General features: G+C 47.0%; 10 protein-coding genes. 5 read left to right on the top strand and 5 right to left on the bottom strand.

What is annotated here, in order from left to right; all coding sequences use genetic code 11:
• The first annotated feature begins 8 nt into the window (after positions 1-8).
• The 3 genes from AABK39_RS15775 to AABK39_RS15765 all read left to right on the top strand — a co-directional run bounded on the left by AABK39_RS15775 (position 9) and on the right by AABK39_RS15765 (position 6,610).
• Entirely contained in the window at positions 9-1,604 is a 1,596-nt protein-coding gene (locus AABK39_RS15775) for a SusD/RagB family nutrient-binding outer membrane lipoprotein (protein WP_338392307.1), read from the top strand.
• A 363-nt stretch (positions 1,605-1,967) separates the two neighbouring features.
• On the top strand, positions 1,968-5,132 hold the full coding sequence (locus AABK39_RS15770) for a SusC/RagA family TonB-linked outer membrane protein (protein ID WP_338392306.1): 3,165 nt from the start codon (positions 1,968-1,970) through the stop codon (positions 5,130-5,132).
• 32 nt (positions 5,133-5,164) lie between these two features.
• A complete protein-coding gene (locus AABK39_RS15765) occupies positions 5,165-6,610 on the top strand; it encodes a SusD/RagB family nutrient-binding outer membrane lipoprotein (RefSeq protein WP_338392305.1) in 1,446 nt (481 codons plus the stop codon).
• Positions 6,611-6,921: 311 nt separating this feature from the next.
• Here AABK39_RS15765 and AABK39_RS15760 read toward each other — a convergent pair whose 3' ends face one another.
• The 4 genes from AABK39_RS15760 to AABK39_RS15745 all read right to left on the bottom strand — a co-directional run bounded on the left by AABK39_RS15760 (position 6,922) and on the right by AABK39_RS15745 (position 11,253).
• Positions 6,922-7,848, bottom strand: a complete 927-nt coding sequence (locus tag AABK39_RS15760; RefSeq protein WP_338392304.1) for a rhomboid family intramembrane serine protease — start codon at positions 7,846-7,848, stop codon at positions 6,922-6,924.
• Positions 7,849-7,995: 147 nt separating this feature from the next.
• Complete coding sequence (locus AABK39_RS15755; protein ID WP_338392303.1) at positions 7,996-8,796, bottom strand: rhomboid family intramembrane serine protease; 801 nt, start codon at positions 8,794-8,796, stop codon at positions 7,996-7,998.
• A gap of 78 nt (positions 8,797-8,874) precedes the next feature.
• Positions 8,875-10,872: a DNA mismatch repair endonuclease MutL gene (gene mutL / locus AABK39_RS15750; protein WP_338392302.1), complete on the bottom strand. Its 1,998-nt coding sequence runs from the start codon at positions 10,870-10,872 to the stop codon at positions 8,875-8,877.
• A 36-nt stretch (positions 10,873-10,908) separates the two neighbouring features.
• On the bottom strand, positions 10,909-11,253 hold the full coding sequence (locus AABK39_RS15745; RefSeq protein WP_338392301.1) for a hypothetical protein: 345 nt from the start codon (positions 11,251-11,253) through the stop codon (positions 10,909-10,911).
• Between the two features lie 66 nt (positions 11,254-11,319).
• Between AABK39_RS15745 and AABK39_RS15740 the strand changes: the two genes are divergently transcribed.
• A complete protein-coding gene (locus tag AABK39_RS15740) occupies positions 11,320-14,319 on the top strand; it encodes a glycoside hydrolase family 3 N-terminal domain-containing protein (RefSeq protein ID WP_338392300.1) in 3,000 nt (999 codons plus the stop codon).
• A gap of 52 nt (positions 14,320-14,371) precedes the next feature.
• Complete coding sequence (bshA, locus tag AABK39_RS15735) at positions 14,372-15,502, top strand: N-acetyl-alpha-D-glucosaminyl L-malate synthase BshA (protein ID WP_338392299.1); 1,131 nt, start codon at positions 14,372-14,374, stop codon at positions 15,500-15,502.
• Positions 15,503-15,614: 112 nt separating this feature from the next.
• Here bshA and AABK39_RS15730 read toward each other — a convergent pair whose 3' ends face one another.
• Positions 15,615-17,366, bottom strand: a complete 1,752-nt coding sequence (locus tag AABK39_RS15730) for a SusD/RagB family nutrient-binding outer membrane lipoprotein (RefSeq protein ID WP_338392298.1) — start codon at positions 17,364-17,366, stop codon at positions 15,615-15,617.
• Positions 17,367-17,374: the final 8 nt, after the last annotated feature.

Raw genomic sequence — 17,374 nt, 5'->3', positions numbered from 1 at the left:
TCATGGAAATGAAGAAAGCACTTAATATTATTCTGGTGATGTCCATGATGTTCTCATTGTCATGCACCGACGATTTTGAAGATATAAACCGCCCGCCAAAGAATCCGACATTGGGCCACATTAAGGCTCAGTTTAACGGAGTGATGTCCTCCATGAAAATGGAATGGGGAGAGCAGGCGTTTTTGCATAATGAAGAATACTACCCGGCCACTCAGCTTGCGGGCAAATATAAGAACGTGGGAGTTGATGCGGTGGTCAGGAGTAACAGCGGTATTTGGAACAGCTTCTACGACATGATGAAAAATGCCAGAAAGCTGGAATCTGAACTCGATGCTTATACCCTTTATAAGGTAGATAATATCAGGGGAATGCTCAAGATATTCATGGCGGGCAGAGCCTTAAGGGTTGTGGATTATTTTGGTGATATTCCTTATTCCGAAGCCGGATACGCTTTCTTCTCTGGAAGCGAACAGATACTTCGGCCCAAGTTTGAAGACCAGAAAGCGCTGTACGCAACATTGCTGAAAGAGCTTGAGGATGGTGTCAATATGTTAGTCGAAAACCCTGGAGAAGACCAATTGGGAATCGGGAATTACGATCCGTTTTTTGCGGGAAATGCGCAAATGTGGAAACGATTCGCAAATTCGTTGCGCCTGCGTTACGCTATGCGAATGGCGGAGAAAGACCCGGGAGCGGCTTCGGCAATTATCCAGAATGTGGTCCAGTCGGGTTTGATACTGGAAGAGGGGCAGGATGTGGGCGTATGGTATCAAGCCTTCGGCTTTACCGATTGGGTAAAACGTTGGGCTTTCAGCCAAGGTGGCGGAAGTGGTTTGAGGTTAGGTACAAACACCTGGCGATTAATTTCGGATTCAGATGAGAAAGACGGAAGCGGTATCTTTGATCCGAGAGCCTACATCTTTTTCGAGCCTAATAATGCCGGCGAGTGGCGTCCGTACCCTCAAGTTCCGGATGCCGGTACTGATGCTGAAGGAGGCCGTCCATATCACAACAAGAGGAAAAACGACTATTCGAATAAAGGCGAGGAGAACCTCTTTTCACCATTTAATGTTTACCTGATTTTGGACGAGGAATACATTCCTGAACTTTGGGTTACATCTTCCGAAACCAAGTTTGTGTTGGCGGAGGCTTATCTCAGAGGCATTGGGGTGTCCAAGGACGAAGCGATGGCGAAACAGTACTATGAGGCCGGAATAAGCGAGTCTGTAATCTTTTGGGACAAAATAGCGGAGAATACCCCGATGTGGCAAAATAAGCCGGAATGGGTAACGGCGAATAAGAATGACGAAGTGTTGGCTGCGTTGTTTGATCACCCTAAAGTCAAATATGAAGGAACCGAAGCTGAGAAGCTGGAGAAAATATATTCACAGAGATGGCTTTCGCACTTCAGGCAGCCGGATCAAGCTTATTTTCTGACATATCGGACGCGTAAGACACCGAAAGAAACTCCATTTAGCGAAAACTTGTATCGTTTACGTTATCCCGACGGCGAGAACGTAAACAATAACGAGAACTATAAAGCGGCTGTAGCCAATATTGGAGGCAGAGATGACATTGATGTGAAAATTTGGTGGATGCAGTAGGAGTAAAATAACTTTCGAATAATGTTCAAAAAAGACCTCTCCATACCTCTTTTGGGAGAGGTCTTTTATGTTTTATTTATTCATATTTTTACCTGTTAAAGATCATTTTTATTTAATTTTTTTATTTGAAAAGGAGTTATGTTGTTTTGTTTTTATGTTTATTCTGTTTTTATGGTTAAATCCATAATGTTGAGCGTGTTTGTATGAATGGTTTATATCCGGTTTAACCGGTCTAGTGGTGTTATTTTACCTCATCACGATACTATCTTACCTACTTTGTTGTGATTTTTTGCATTATAAACTTTTTAATAATTAATTAAGATATCAAACCTCGATACATTAATTAACTAATTGTTCAAATCTATGACTAGAAGGATACTGCTCAATGTCCTTTTGGCCTTCGCATTTGTTGCGTCGGCTATGGCACAAGAAAGGTCCGTCACCGGTACGGTTACGGCGGAAGAATCCGGGGAACCGATCCCCGGTGTAACTGTAAAAGTCAAGGGAAGTACGCTGGGCACGGCGACTGACATTGACGGAAAATACACCCTCAAGATTCCGGAAGGAAACACGGTTCTCAATTTTTCTTTTATCGGCTTGGCCACTGAAGATGTCGTTGTCGGCAACAGGTCAGTGGTTGATATGGTGATGACTGCGGACATCAAAGAGTTGGAGTCTGTGGTTGTTACGGCTTTGGGAATTGAAAGAGATGAGCGTTCGATTGGTTATGCCGCTCAATCTTTGGATTCTAAAAGTTTTGAACAAGTCAGGGAGACCAATATCGTAAGCTCTCTTTCGGGAAAAGTTGCAGGTGTTCAGATTAACAGTAACGGAAACATGGGCGGGTCTTCGAGAATTCTCGTTCGTGGCGCAACATCAATTTATGGAAACAACCAGCCATTGTTTGTTGTGGACGGAATTCCTTTGGATAACTCTAACTTTAACGGCGCTGACCAGGCCAGAGGCGGTGGCGGTTATGACTACGGAAACGCGGCGCAGGATATAAACCCGGATGACATAGCCAACATGACCGTTCTGAAAGGTGCCGCCGCGGCAGCACTTTATGGCTCTAGGGCCTCGAACGGTGTGATTGTGATTACTACAAAGTCAGGTAAGAAGAAGAAAGGCGTTGGCGTTTCTGTCAATTCAGGAGTGACGTTTGAAAGTGTTTTGAAATTGCCTAAATACCAAAACGAGTATGGTGGTGGCGGATCGCAGAAGTTTGGGGAATACATGGGTAAGCCAACTCCATCGTATGCTACGGACATGAGCTGGGGCCCTAAGCTTGATGGGCAACAGGTTGTTCAGTGGTATGACCTTTTTGCTTACGAGCAGGGTATTACGAACCAGTTGGGCACTAGCCCGTGGGTAGCTAATCCCGACAACGTAAAAGATTTTTTTGAGACAGGTGTTACGTTTACCAATAACGTGGCTCTTTCGGGCGCAAATGACAACTCTAACTTTAGACTTTCTTACACTAATAAGGAAATATCAGGTGTTTTTCCTAACAGTGAATTGTCTCGACATACTTTGAGCTTTTCGGCAAGTACACAGCTTAATAGTAAGTTGAAGGTTGCGGCGAAAGCAAATTACGTGGGATCCGAAGCTTTGGGGCGTCCGGGTACAGGCTATGATGGACAAAACGTATTCCAGCAGTTTAACCAGTGGGGACAGCGCCAGTGGAGCAATGAGGAGCACAAAAACTATATGAATCCAGATGGGTCACAACGTGGCTGGAACCGTATAAGTGCTACGGACCCGAGAATGAAGTATTCTGATAACCCGTATTGGGTTCGTCACATGAATTTTCAGGATGACGATAGGGAAAGGTTCTTCGGAAATGTAAGTCTTGATTATCAGATTCTTCCTGAATTGACTGCGACATTTAAGGGAATGACAGATTTCTATACTGATTCTCGTCGCGAAAGAACGGCTGTAGGTTCGACAATCAATGATGACGCCCAAGGTAAAGGATCATATACAGAGGATATTCGCCGTAAAAAAGAGTCAAATTTCGAATTCATTTTGAAGTACGACAAGAAGTTTGGACAAGATCTGTCTTTGGTAACCTTTGCGGGTTTGAACAGAAGATTGGAGTCTTATCGCAGAAACAGGATGGAGACAGTGAATGGCTTGAGTGTTCCGGGACTCTATACCTTGTCTAATTCTAACGAAAAACCTTTGGTTACGGATGACGGATATGATAAGACCGTAAACAGTGTGTTCGGTAGTGCTTCAGTAGGCTATAAGGACATGCTTTTCCTTGATGCGACAATACGTTCTGATTGGTCTTCGTCATTGCCGGGGCAGTCGTTTACCTACCCATCGGTAACTACATCCTTTGTGTTCTCTGAATTACCTTCGTTGCAGGATTTGCCTTGGTTGTCTTTTGGTAAAATCAGAGGTGGCTGGGCCAAAGTGGGTAATGATACTGGAGCGTACCGGACTACTAACGTGTACACGTCGAGGGAAGATGGACCGTTTGCCGCTCAACCGATATTTAACTTCCCGAACAGAAGCAATAACCCAGATCTAAGACCTGAAGAGACCACTTCTGTCGAACTTGGTATGGACGTGAGATTCTTGGATAACCGTTTGGGTCTTGATGTGACATATTACAGCTCTAATTCGGTAGACCAGATTATTCCTGTTAGCATTTCAGCTTCGACAGGTGGCACCGGAATGTGGATCAACGCAGGTTCAATGAAAAACCACGGTCTCGAAGTTGTGTTGAGTGCGACTCCGCTCCAGTTAGGAGATTTCCGTTGGGATGTTGCGGCAAACTATTCTCGCAATAGAAACGAACTGGTTGATATAACGGGTGATTTGCAAACCCTAAGATTGGGTACAGCTCCTTTTGGTGTGACAGTAGAAGCCGTTAAAGGCGAGCCATACGCAACTATTTACGGTACTGCATATGAGAGAAAAGACGGGCAGAAGCTTGTGAATAGTGGCGGTAAATATACGGCTACATCAAATAAAGTTGCTTTAGGATCTGCTATGGCAGATTGGACAGGAGGCATTACCAACACTATAAGCTACAAAGGGATCCGCTTGAACGTAGTGGTTGATGGATCTTTTGGTGGCGAGATGTTCTCTACTACCAATATGTGGGGGCGTTATTCAGGAATCTTTGAAGAAACAGCTTCAGGAGATGTTAGAAATAAAGGTATAGTGGCCGAAGGCGTGATGGCTGACGGAAGTAAAAACACTAAAAATATCTCAGCGGTAGCCTACCATCAGTCTAATAACGGGTACTTCATCCAGGAAGCGGACATTTATGACGCTAGCTATGTGAAATTGAGAGAAGTGAGTTTGAGCTATAGCCTGCCTAAGACTGTGACTTCCAAACTTGGTTTGAACGGAGTGACAATGTCTATTATCGGACGAAATTTGGCAATCCTTCATAGCGATATTCCGCACATCGACCCTGAGTATACTACAAACTCGGGCAATGTTCAGGGTGTTGAGGGTGGCGCTACTCCAAGCCTCCGATCATATGGCTTTAACCTGAACTTCAAGTTCTAAGATCCCCTTTACGTAACTTTAAAAATTCGAAGATGAAGAAATTCAGCTATAAAAGGTGGCTTTCAGGACTGGCGTTGGTTGCTGGACTGGTTGCCTGCGACGATGATTTTGAAAAATTAAATTCAGATCCTGATAATGCCAAAGACGTTCCCTCTGCATATCTGTTGACAGGCGGAGAGTACGAGATGATGAGTGTTCTGCACGATGAGTGGAACCAAGGTCGATTTGGAATGTTATGGGCCCAGTATTGGACTCAACAAGAATATACAAACGAGTCGCGGTATAAGCTTCGCGACGGTTCGATAGGAAACCTCTGGCGAGACATGTATGCGGGTTCAATGATGGACTTGACTACTGTCATAAAGAAAGAGGAAACTCCTAATTATGTCGCCATAGCAACATTGGTTAGAGCATGGAACATGCAGGTTGTGACAGACATTTGGGGAGATGCGCCTTTCAAGGAAGCTTTTCAGTTGGGAGATAACCTCACTCCGGCATACGATACGCAGGAGTCTATTTACACTACCTTACTTGCCGATGTCAAAAGTGCTCACGATATGCTGGACGCTTCGGGAGCAGCTGTTAAGGGAGACGTTATCTACGGTGGCGATATAGCCAAGTGGAAAAAGTTTGCCAATGTTTTGCGTATGCGTTTGGCCTTGAGAATGGCGGATGTCAATGAGGCTACCGCAAAATCTATTTTCGCAGAGGCGTCAAGCGCTAGTATCTTTGCGGGTAATGATGAGGAAGCGTCGTTGGTATTTGAAGACAATGCGGCGAATGCGAACCCCCTAAGCTTTAACCTTGGCGGTAGAGGTCAAAATGACTTTGCGTTTAGCGACACATTCGTGAATTACCTGAAGTCGATGGATGATCCTCGCTTGATGAGTTTCGCACCAAAGGCCAAGAAAGAGGGAGTCGGTTATGCTGGCCGTCCGTTTGGTCAGCTTGAATCCGTAGCTCAGGCAGAGAAAACAGAACTTTATTCTTCTGGCCTTGGACCGAAACATAAGTATACAATGCCGGCAGTATTGCTTTCTTACTCTGAGCAAGAGTTTATGCTCGCCGAAGCGGTAGAACGCGGTTTTATCGCAGGGTCTGCCGAAGACCATTTTAAAAAGGCTGTTCAAGCGTCAATGGACTATTGGGAAGTACCGGCGGCGGACGCAAAGACGTATATGGATAACCTGACTTATAATGCGTCGGATTGGAAGAAATCGATAGGTACCCAGAAATGGATTGCGCTATATAACCAAAATGCTCAAGGTTGGATAGAGTGGCGTCGCTTGGATTTTGGAATCTTCAAGATGCCAGCGGGCGGTATACATGAGAATGCCCTTTCAGACGTAATTCCTACAAGGTTGAGATATCCTTTGACGGAAGATGACCTGAACGAAGCAAATCTTAAAGCGTCGTTGTCTACCTCTGGTTATGGAGAAGATAGACAAGACAAAAAAGTTTGGTGGGACGTTAATTAATGTAAGTAGATTGCGATATGAAAAAGGGGGCCGTGTGGCTCCCTTTTTCTATTTTATATGGTCACAGCAGGAGTTAAAACTAAGCGCTTCAGTGTCTCTCACTTTTAGCTTCAAAAAGATTTTCCTCCAATAAGAAATGAATTTTCCTTTCTCTAAGGATAAGCTAACTTGATGCGAAGCAACTTTTTAGTCACTGTCAAAACTATGGACTTTATTGGGATAACTTCGCAACCACAATACGTGTGGCTTGATGGCTTCCTGTCTTCCTGCCTGCTTACAATGTTAGTCTGGGCCCCCTTTATATCAGATGATTATTTCTTACTGGCATTAAACAGCATCTGCTTTTCTTCTTTGCTCAGTGCGTCATAACCCTTTTCGGATATCTTGTCTAGAATAGCGTCGATTTCTTCTTGGTTGATGATGCGGTTAGCCGATTTTTCTTCACTACGGCTTCTTGTACCTGAGACATTTTCCGTTCCGAATGAATAAGATGCGTTTTTATGCGTTACCCGGATTTTTGGTCTGGAGAATAAGTCTTTTATTTTTTCGAACAACCAGGCCAATGGGCGTCCAAGGTCGCGTCCATGTTGGAGCTGTCTTATGTAAGCGTAGCCTAATGTAGCGCCTCCCAGATGTGCCAGTTCTCCGCCACTGTTGTCACCGATGACTTGGATTATGGAAATGAAGACATAAACCGCAGCGATATATTTGAGCTTAATCGGCCCAAGGAACATAAGGTGAATCGTGTACTCTGGCAATAAGACCGCGGCGCCTACGACCACAGCCAAAACGCCAGCGGAGGCGCCTAACAGCAATGGAGCTTGTCCCAACGCTTGTTGTTGGAAGTAAGGGACCAGATTGAAGCCTATCAAGTACATTAAGCCTCCGGCCACTACTCCGTATATGTACAGATTCAGGAGCTTTTGGCTACCAAGATAGCTCATGATGATCTGCCCAAACCAATAGAGCACAATCATATTAAACAGAATATGGAGAATTCCCATATGTACGATTCCGTAGGAAAAAAGTGTCCACGGCTTGAACAGTAGTTCGGACGGGTCAGGAGACATCATCACAAACTCTTGAAGCTTTGTGAACATTGGTGCCGAGCCGGAAAGGTGTAGAATTACCTTCAGCAGGTTCAGTACCACAAACACAGCGATGTTGATCATTATCAGCTGCGCCAACGCGTTGTTGGACTTTCTAAATACTTCCTTGAAATCCTCTAAAATTCTCATGCCATATTCCGGTCTGATAGTTAACGAGCCCAAACATGCGGAATTGTGTTCCGGACGGCTAATTGTCGAAAAAGTTCCCTCGCCGAATCATTCCATCCGCCGTTTCCCACTTTACTTAGCCCTTCTCTCCATCATGTACTATCATTATCAATAATACGTCCCGTTTTGTTTACGCCAATACCTCAAAATTAGATAGGCAATGAGCATGCCGCTAAGGTGTGCGAAGTGGGCTACGTTGTCATCCGGGTTGGCCCGAAAGCCCGCATATAGTTCGTAGGCCCCGTAAAAGAGCACAAAATATTTCGCTTTTATCGGGATGGGAGGAATGAGCAGCATAAGTTTTGTTTCTGGAAAAAGCATGCCGAAAGCCAGCAAAATCCCGAAAATTGCGCCGGAAGCGCCGATTGTTCCGGTGTTTACTTTGTAGCTGACCAATTCGTGAACGTAACTCTTTGCCTGCATTATCGCCGACTCGCTTTCTGGGTTTCCGGCATATTGCTGGATAAACTCATGAAGTCCGCGATAAACCCTGTCCGGCGTGAATTTGCTGATAAAAGCGTTAAACGCTTCGGGGTTTGGATTCATCAAAAAAGTCTCCGCCGCTTCTTGCATTGGGCGAATACTGAAGTAAGAAACTCCCGAATAAAGTAATCCGGCGCCAACTCCGGTAGCTATATAAAAGAATAGAAAGCGCTTCGGACCCCAAATTTTTTCCAGCCATGGTCCGAACATAAACAGTCCGAACATATTGCTGAAAAGGTGCATAAATGAAGCGTGCGTAAACATGTACGTGAAGAACTGGTATGGTTTAAAACCAGGCGAGAACGTATAGTGAAGCTCCAGCCAGTTTACCAACGCTCCGCCAGAGGGCAACAGGTTGATTAAGGCGAAGACCGCCACGTTTATCAGCAATAGATTCTTTACTATCGGCGTGAGATTATTAAACATTAGCGATTGATTTCTTTTTTGAACTTTGCGGAGAATGATTCTGCTCCGGACTTCTGCCTTGTAATCTAGTCAGGCAGTTCAGTTTTTCCCAAAGAATCCGGCGATTTGTTCCATACTCAGGATGTAATAAGTAGGCTTGCCGTCGGGAGAATAGTTTGGATTGCTGCAGGCGAACAGATGGTCGATCAAAGCGCGCATTTCGGCAGATTTTAAGGCTTGGCCCGTTTTGATGGCCGAACGTTTGGCCATCGCTTTGGCGATATTGTCCTGTCTGTTGAGCGAAAGTTCCGTCTCGTTTTTCCTGATTTGTTCGATGAGCCCTCCGAAAAGGTCGCCGGCGTCGGTGCCCGAGCAGTCGTTCGGGATGCCGGAAATGGTTAAGGCGCCATTTTCCAAAAGGTCGAAGGCAAAGCCCAAGGCCCGGATTTCTTCGGAAAGTTCGGAAACCAGCGCCACGTCAGCGGGATTTAGCGACAATGTTTGCGGAAACAGCAACTGTTGGCAAGTTCCGTTGTTCATCACCAGCTGGGTGGAGAAACGTTCGTACATAATCCGCTCGTGGGCCTCTTGCTGGCCTATCAGCATAATGCCAGATTTTACTTGGGTCACAACATACGTGCCGTGTAGTTGGAACGGTTCCTCGCTTCGGTCGGAGCCGTTTCGGCTTTCGGTCTCTGGGAATATCCGTATCTCGTTGGCGGCGCTGCTGAAGGTCATTGACGACGTTTCTGCTTCCGCTTCCGCTTTCGGTTCATCCTTTTTCTCTGGGATTATCGGAGCGGAATAAGAAGGCTCCGGCTCGGATTCGATAGGGGCGGAGTGGCTTTCCGGTTTTTCGGAATTTTCCGACAACAGGTCACTTGTGTCACTGCTTTCGAACAGTTTTTCCCAAGAGCCCCCGCCACTTTTCGGTGCGTTGCTGAACCTTTCGTAAGAAGTTGTTTTCGGAGCCGGGTTCTTGACGGAGGAAATCTCTTCGGGGCCGGCTCCGGAACCGATGCTTTCGCTTTCGATCGTTTTTCGGATATCGGCGGAAGAGAAGCTGTTGAAATTGATGTTGCTCTCGAAATCCAGCGAAGGCGTGACGCCGTTTGTGCCCAGCGCTTGCCTTACGGTGGCTTTAATGATGCTGAAAACGGTCCTTTCGTCATCGAATTTGATTTCCGTCTTTGTCGGATGGACGTTGACGTCTATCTGTTTCGGATCAATTTCGATGAATATCACATAGAAAGGAAAAGCGTCTTTGTGCAGAAGTCCTTCGTACGCCTGAGTCACGGCGTGGTTCAGGTACGAGCTTTTGACGAAACGGTTATTGACAAAGAAAAACTGCTCGCCTCTGGATTTCTTGGCGAATTCCGGCTTTCCGATGTAGCCGTGTACGTTCAGGTTCGGGATTTTTTCACCGCAAGGAATCAGTTGCGATTTGTAGTTTTTCCCGAAAAGCGACACGATTCTTTTACTCAGTTTGGCCGCGGGGAGTTTATAAGTCTCCGTTCCGTTGTGTACCAACGAAAACCCCACTTCCGGATTGGCCAAAGCCACACGCTGGAACTCGTCGATGATATGGCGCATTTCCACGCCGTTCGACTTAAGGAAATTCCGGCGGGCCGGAATGTTGAAGAACAGGTTTCTGATCGTGAAGTTTGTGCCTTTCGAACATGAAACGGGTTCTTGGCTTTCCATCTTTGAGCCGTCCATCCGGATTAGTGTTCCGCACTCGTCCTCCTCGCGCCGGGTTTTGAGCTCCACTTGCGCCACGGCGGCGATCGAGGCTACGGCCTCACCGCGAAAGCCCATCGTACGGAGGCTGAATAAGTCCTCGGCTTTTCGTATTTTGGACGTAGCGTGCCTTTCAAAGCTCATGCGGGCATCCGTTTCCGACATTCCCGCCCCGTCATCGATGACTTGTATGAGCGTTTTGCCCGCGTCTTTGACGATAACTTGTATATTTGCGCTACCGGCGTCAATGGAGTTTTCCATCATCTCCTTCACTACGGAGGCTGGTCTCTGAACGACCTCTCCGGCGGCGATTTGGTTAGCGATGGAATCCGGGAGCAAACGGATAATGTCAGACATGAATCGACGTGCTTTTGCGTTTTTCTTCTGCGGGTTTTAAATAACCCTTTTCAGTCGGAGAACAAGGTATACGAGCGCTACGGCCCCACTGGCGTACAGGACAATGTCGCTTCCGTACACGAAGCCGTAGAAGGCCCCGATCATGGCGATGACCAGCAGTAACAAGCCCAGGGAGGTGGAGACTTTCTCCTTTTTCCTGACTTTGAATCCGTGAGAAATCCGGGACCTGTGCCTATTGTCGATGCCATTGGCGTCTTGGCCCAGTTCTCGCTTGATTCTGGCGGTACGCTCTTCTATTTCCTCCTTGACCGGATCGTAATGCCGCGGGCGGTATTCGAAGCGATCGTGTTTCGGTAATCTGAATAATGATGGGAATCTCATGATTCTCTATCTATTTTTAGCAAAATTAGTCTTTATTTTCTAGTACATAAAATGACTTACGCCTCTATGCACAAAAAAGTTGTTTTCCCAAGTTTCTGGACTCTCCTGATCTTGGCGTTTTTCAGTTCTTTGGCCCAAGGCCAAAACCTCCCTAACCAAGCTCAGGAACAGTGGGTGGACAGCGTATTCAATAGCTTGGACCAAAACCAAAGGATTGGCCAGTTGTTGATGGTGGCGACTTATTCTAACAAAACCGAGACCCACGCACGCCAAATCGAAAGCCTCATTAATAAATACGGCTTGGGCGGGCTGATATTTTTTCAAGGGACTCCCGCAAAGCAAGCTTCCTTGACAAATCGTTATCAGGCGCAAAGCAAGACGCCTTTACTGATAGGAATAGACGGCGAATGGGGATTGGGTATGAGACTTGACGGCGTACTGGACTTCCCGTACCAGATGACGATGGGGGCGATGGAAGCCGAAGACGAACAGCTTATTTATAAAATGGGGCGAGAGATCGCAAGGCAGTGCAGGCTTATGGGTATCCATGTCGATTTTGCTCCCGTTGTCGATATCAATAGCGATCCGGCCAATCCGGTGATCGGTCGCCGTTCGTTTGGAGAAGACAAGGAGAATGTGGCGAGGAAGTCTATTTCTTACATTGCCGGCTTGCAGGACGGCGGAGTTATCGCCAGTGCCAAGCACTTCCCAGGCCATGGCGACACCGGTACGGACTCGCACGTGGGCTTGCCGGTTATCAAGCATGATACAACAAGGCTTATCTCTACGGAACTTTATCCTTTTCGGAAAACGCTTGAAAGCGGAGTGATGTCGGTGATGGTTGGGCATATCAACGTTCCCGCTCTGGATCCCGAGCCTGGGCGTCCAGCCAGCTTGTCTCCGAAAATTGTCAATGGTTGGCTTAAAGAGCGGATGGGCTTTAAAGGCCTCGTCTTCACCGACGCCCTCAATATGCAGGGCGTTGCCAAAAACCACAAATCGGGCGAGATAGAAGTAAAGGCTATAAAAGCGGGCAATGATGTATTGCTTTTCCCCCAGAATGTTGGCAAAGCTATAGAGGCGATCAAGAAGGCCGTACGGGACGGGGAAATTAGCCAAGAGACCGTAGACAAAAAGGTCAGAAAGATCCTTTATGCAAAGTACTGGGCGGGATTGGATCAAAATGAAAGGATAGATGTCAAGAGTCTCAAAACCGAATTGGGAAGGCCCGTTAGCGGTATTTTGACAAAAAGAATTTACGAAAGCGCAATCACTGTGGTTCGGAACAAAGGTGATTACTTGCCATTGCGAATGCCGGATACTACAACTATCGCGAGCTTATCTTTAAACGCCGGAAAACAGAAGACGGCTTTCCAAACCTCGGCGGAGCGTTACGCTACCGTAAAGCATTTCAACCTTTCCAGAGATGATTTTTCCAATGGAAGATACAAAGCTACGGAAAACAAACTGTCAGGATACGAAACCGTATTGGTCGAAGTTCATGGCATGACTCGCAGACGCGGCTCCCATTACGGGTTGGACACACGGCAACTTGATATGCTCGAACGCCTTCGGAAGAAAGGGAAAAAGGTAGTTGTGGTTCTTTACGGATCACCGTACGCTTTGAAATACGTTACGGGTTTTGATCATATCATTTGCGCATATGAAGATAACGGCTTTATGCGTCAAGCCTCGGCGGAAGTGGTTTTCGGAAGTTTGCCCGGCAAAGGGACGATTCCCGTCAGCGCATGCGAGGAATTTCCGGTGGGGACAGGCGTAAAAACTCCCGCCCTCGGCCGATTGGGTTACGCTACGCCCGAGGAAGTAGGAATGGATTCCAAAGTATTGAAGAAGATCGACAAACTGGCGATCAAAGCTGTCAGAACCAAAGCTACGCCCGGTTGCCAAGTGTTGGTAGCCAAAGACGGGAAAGTGGTTTTTGAGAAAGGCTACGGCACGTATACCTACGGCGACCGTCGGCCGGTAACCCGGGAAAGTGTGTATGACGTGGCTTCCGTTACAAAAGTGGCGGCTACGCTACAAGCAGCGATGTTGCTGGAAGGTCACGGGCTAATCAATATCAATGACAAGGCTTCGAAGCATTTGCCGGAAATGGTCGGGACGAATAAAGAGGATGTTACGATTGTCAATATGTTGACGCATCAGGCCGGTTTGTATCCGTACAAGCCTTTTTGGGCTCGTACCATACAGGATTCGGTCAAGAATGTTTATTATCGGTCAAAGCCTTCGGATAAATACAGCATCAAAGTGGCCACAGGAATGTATGGCCTGAACAGTCTTCCAGATTCGGTTTGGCGTTGGACGTTGGATTGCGAAATGCGAAAACCGCAACGAAAGAGCAACGGATTCAAGTACAATTATAAATACAGCGACCAGAGTTTCTACATTCTCAGAAGAATAGTGGAAAAGAAGACCAACCAGCCTCTGGATCAATTCATGGATCAGAATTTTTACCGTCCGCTGAGCCTGAACCGCACAGGTTTTTTGGCTTGGGATAAATTCGATAAGAAAGCCATCGTGCCTTCCGAGCGCGACAACTATTTCCGGAACGGAGTGCTTCAAGGATACGTAAACGACCCGGTTGCGGCGCTAAACGGAGGTGTGGACGGCCACGCCGGACTGTTCAGCAACGCTTACGGAATGGCCGTGATGCTCCAGATGTGTCTGCAAGACGGTTATTACGGCGGGTACCGGTTTTATCCGAAAAACACGGTGGCGAAATTCACTTCCTCGCCGTTTATGCGAAGCAACGGCAACCGCAGGGGAATCGGTTGGGACAAACCGGTGGTGAAAGGCGACGGCCCGACTTCGTCGCGGGCCTCGAAGAACGCGTTCGGCCACTTGGGATTTACCGGCACCACCATTTGGGCGGACCCGGACCATAATCTCGTTTATGTTTTTCTTTCCAACAGAGTGTATCCAAGTAACACAAACAAGAAACTAATTAAGCAAAATATCCGTACGCACATTCAGGACGTCGTCTATGAGTCCATTTATGAAATGGACCAGAAATTTCCGGCGAAAAACGGACATTCCGCCCGGTAATCCCCGATTTTTACCGGCACCGACGACAAAACACATCTTCAAAAAACCGACTATGAGAATCGGAATCGTATGTTACCCCACCTTTGGCGGAAGCGGCGTGGTGGCCACCGAGCTGGGCAAAGGCCTGGCAAAAGAAGGGCACCAAGTCCATTTTATCACCTACTCGCAACCTTGCAGGCTCGACTTCTTCAACGAAAACCTATTTTACCACGAAGTGGACGTCCGCAATTATCCGCTGTTCCGTTACCCGCCGTACGAATTGGCATTGGCCGGAAAACTGGTGGAGGTGGTGCGCTACGAGAAGCTTGATATTCTACACGTTCACTACGCTATTCCCCACGCTTCGGCGGCCTTTATGGCCCGCTCTATTTTGCGTAAGGAAGGGCTCGATATTCCTTTCGTAACCACGCTCCACGGTACGGATATCACATTGGTGGGGAAAGATCCATCCTATTCGCCCGTTGTCACGTTCAGTATTGACGAATCCGATGGCGTAACAACTGTTTCGGAGTCTTTGAAGCAAGAAACGCTGGATCAATTCAACGTCCAGTCCCATATAGAAGTGATTCCCAACTTTGTGGATTTGGACCGATTTAAAAAGCAAAAACAGGAACATTTCAAAAAAGCCATTTGCGACCACGGTGAAAAGCTGATGGTCCATACCTCGAATTTCCGCAAAGTAAAAAGAGTGGAAGACGCCATCCGGACATTCAAAAAAGTCAGGGAGAAAATGCCGGTAAAACTTCTGCTGGTAGGCGACGGCCCCGAGCGGGCGAATATGGAAAACCTTTGCCGTGAGCTGGGTGTGTGCGGCGATATTCGTTTTCTGGGTAAAATAGACGCCGTAGAAGATGTGCTGTCGCTTTCGGACGTATTCCTGATGCCATCAGAAAAAGAGAGCTTCGGCTTGGCGGCCCTTGAGGCAATGGCTTGCGAAGTGCCCGTTGTTTCCACAAATATCGGAGGATTGCCAGAGCTGAACGTCCACGGAGAAACGGGCTTCCTCACCCCGGTAGGAGATGTGGACGCCATGGCCAAATATGCGTTAGAGATTCTGGACGATAAGAACTTGGCCGGCTTCAAGTCGCGAGCCTTGGCCCGAGCGCAAGAGTTTGACTTGAAGAATATACTTCCGCACTATGAAGGGTATTACGAGAAGGTATTGAGTGAGTATGGAAAGTAGGAATCTGTGTAGGGCTTGGAATTAGAGTTCAAGACTTAGTAAATAAAAAATGAAGGACCGCCCGGTTGTTGGGCGGTCCTTTTTTATCTCCAAGAATGAGGACTGTGTGGTGTTAGTCGAACGTTTCGTGGCCGAATTCGGGGCTGTTCTCGTCGATCCACATTCTTTCGGTGTTTAGCAATAGGATATTGTTGGTCATAGGAGTGAAGCCTTGGGCACTCATTGCCTGTTCCCAATTTGTCCTATTGAATTCACCCGGATCGCCGAGAGAAATTCTTCTCGGGAGCCTGGCTTTTGTGCCGTTTTCCAAGATGAAAGGTTCCCAAGGCAACAGGTCAGACCCTTTTTTAGGGAAGCCTGTTCTTCTTGAGTACACGAACGACTGGAACGGATCTCTGAAGAAATTAATCTGTTGCTGGATAGCGATCTTTTCGAGTTTGGTATCTTTGTCTCCTGTGTAAGCCACTTGAGGCATAGCCAAGTAATCAGTGATTTCGGTTTCGGTCAGATCCTCATGCTGTTCTACTTGAGCCGCTGAGGCAAGCATGTCCACCATTTCCAGAGATGCCCTGACACCTTTGTTGTACCATTCTTCGGCGTCTCCATTTATGCCAAGTCTTTCGATAAGCTCGGCGATATTGAAGCACATCTCGCCATAAGAATAATACATGTAGATATAGTAGCCGTTGCCACTTCTTTTGGCTGGGTGGAAGTATCTGTAGTGCAACCTAGAGGCGGTTCTATAAGAGTTGTCACCGTCAAGCTTCACAGGGGTGAAGAATTGAGCGTATGCGTCATCGTCTACTTTGTCAGGAGATACGGGCAAACCGATATAGCGACGGTGCATTTCGGTTGGGGCATTTTTGATGATATCAGGGAGTGTCGCCGTTGCGCTACTTTCGAACTTTTGGACCACCTCGTCAGTAAACCCGTTTGGTTCGAAATAGTTTTTTGTTCTAGGGTCCTGCGTATCGCACATAAACTTCATGAATTCATAGGCGCCGTGAGGTGTCGTATAATGCATCTCGTTGTCGGGGCCTCTGTCGTCGGTTTTCGGAAGCCTCCGGAATTCATCAGCGGGGCCTTCGAAGATACCCGCAGAATTGGAGAGCGCTTCTTCCGCAATGGTTTTGGCTCTGGTTGGGTCAGCGTGAGTAAGCCTGATAGCAAGACGGAGCTTAAGGGTGTTGGCAAACTTCGCCCATTTTGCCCAGTCGCTTGAATAAATGATTTCGGCCTTTCCTTTTGATCCGTACACTGATTGCTCCACGACATTTCCTTCGGCGTCTGTAATGTCCTCTGTCAGTGTCTTGATAACGGTGTTGAGCTCGCTTATCCATATATCGTAAAGATCGGATTGCTTGTCGTATTTTGGGTTAAGGAGCTGTTCATAACGTCCGCGCCCCGCCTCAAGGTACGGGATGTCGCCGTACATGTCGGTCACTTTTATTGCCTGGTAAATCAGGATAGGATAGGTGATGGCGCGCATACGTTCCCTCTTTATCTTGCTTTCATCAGGCATATTGTCTATTTGTTCCCTGATTTCCATTAAGTTGGGCATGAGGGATTTATAGAGCAAGCTTTTTTGACCGATCAGGTTGTTGATGGTAACAAACTCGTCACTGTTACCACCCTGTGGAACCGAATGCTGGGTCCATGTCATGTAATAATGGTGGTTGTCCCAAAACCACATATGACCAACGTCACGGAGCTGTTTTTCCGCAAAGGTAAGCAGATGGTCGAGTTCGGCGTCTTTAACTATATTGGGGTCGGTGTTTATTTCTGCAAACTCATCGGTGCATGCCGAAAAGGAAAAGACTGCGAAAAAGGCTACCGCCAATTGTCTTATATTATATTTTTTCATGATTTCCG

The organism is Fulvitalea axinellae (assembly GCF_036492835.1).
In the GTDB taxonomy this organism is placed as follows: domain Bacteria; phylum Bacteroidota; class Bacteroidia; order Cytophagales; family Cyclobacteriaceae; genus Fulvitalea; species Fulvitalea axinellae.
Note: the sequence above shows the minus strand (reverse complement) of the source record. Positions and strands in the feature narration are given on the sequence as shown.

Excerpts from the sequence above, each read along its gene's own strand:
- AABK39_RS15775 (WP_338392307.1), top strand. The coding sequence starts at position 9 with ATGAAGAAAGCACTTAATATTATTCTGGTGATGTCCATGATGTTCTCA.
- AABK39_RS15770 (WP_338392306.1), top strand. The coding sequence starts at position 1,968 with ATGACTAGAAGGATACTGCTCAATGTCCTTTTGGCCTTCGCATTTGTT.
- AABK39_RS15765 (WP_338392305.1), top strand. The coding sequence starts at position 5,165 with ATGAAGAAATTCAGCTATAAAAGGTGGCTTTCAGGACTGGCGTTGGTT.
- AABK39_RS15760 (WP_338392304.1), bottom strand. The coding sequence starts at position 7,848 with ATGAGAATTTTAGAGGATTTCAAGGAAGTATTTAGAAAGTCCAACAAC.
- AABK39_RS15755 (WP_338392303.1), bottom strand. The coding sequence starts at position 8,796 with ATGTTTAATAATCTCACGCCGATAGTAAAGAATCTATTGCTGATAAAC.
- mutL (WP_338392302.1), bottom strand. The coding sequence starts at position 10,872 with ATGTCTGACATTATCCGTTTGCTCCCGGATTCCATCGCTAACCAAATC.
- AABK39_RS15745 (WP_338392301.1), bottom strand. The coding sequence starts at position 11,253 with ATGAGATTCCCATCATTATTCAGATTACCGAAACACGATCGCTTCGAA.
- AABK39_RS15740 (WP_338392300.1), top strand. The coding sequence starts at position 11,320 with ATGCACAAAAAAGTTGTTTTCCCAAGTTTCTGGACTCTCCTGATCTTG.
- bshA (WP_338392299.1), top strand. The coding sequence starts at position 14,372 with ATGAGAATCGGAATCGTATGTTACCCCACCTTTGGCGGAAGCGGCGTG.
- AABK39_RS15730 (WP_338392298.1), bottom strand. The coding sequence starts at position 17,366 with ATGAAAAAATATAATATAAGACAATTGGCGGTAGCCTTTTTCGCAGTC.